Origin of the sequence: Shewanella electrica (genome assembly GCF_022321485.1) — a bacterium.
Classification (GTDB): Bacteria; Pseudomonadota; Gammaproteobacteria; order Enterobacterales; family Shewanellaceae; genus Shewanella; species Shewanella electrica.
Genome location: NZ_JAKOGG010000088.1, coordinates 1 through 357 on the forward strand (window position 1 = coordinate 1; position 357 = coordinate 357).

General features: G+C 38.9%; 1 protein-coding gene. It reads left to right on the plus strand.

The window, feature by feature from the left end:
• Positions 1–109 precede the first annotated feature (109 nt).
• Positions 110–357 (plus strand): chaperonin family protein RbcX (locus L9G74_RS23925; protein ID WP_238898533.1); only part of this gene is annotated, 248 nt, incomplete at its 3' end.

The following is a 357-nucleotide window of genomic DNA, read 5'->3' on the forward strand; positions in this document are numbered from 1 at the left end:
CAAGGAGAAGACTAAGAGACTCACTATTGTCAATGAGCTCGGTGGTCAATATGAGGACACTTTTCATGATGTCAAAAAGCAAATACTCAATTATTTCACATACAAGGCTGTGAGGACTGTTCTTCATCAGTTGTATGAGATGAATCCACCTAAATACACGTGGTTCTATAATTTTGTTGCATCAAACAAACCAGCAGATGGGAAACGTTTTATTCGATCCCTTGGGAAGGAGCAACAAGAGCTTGCTGAAAGAGTGATGGTAACTCGGCTTCACCTTTATGGAAAATGGGTCAAGAAATGTAATCATGCTGAGATATATCAAGAAATCTCTGATGAAAACTTGGAGTTAATGAGGGA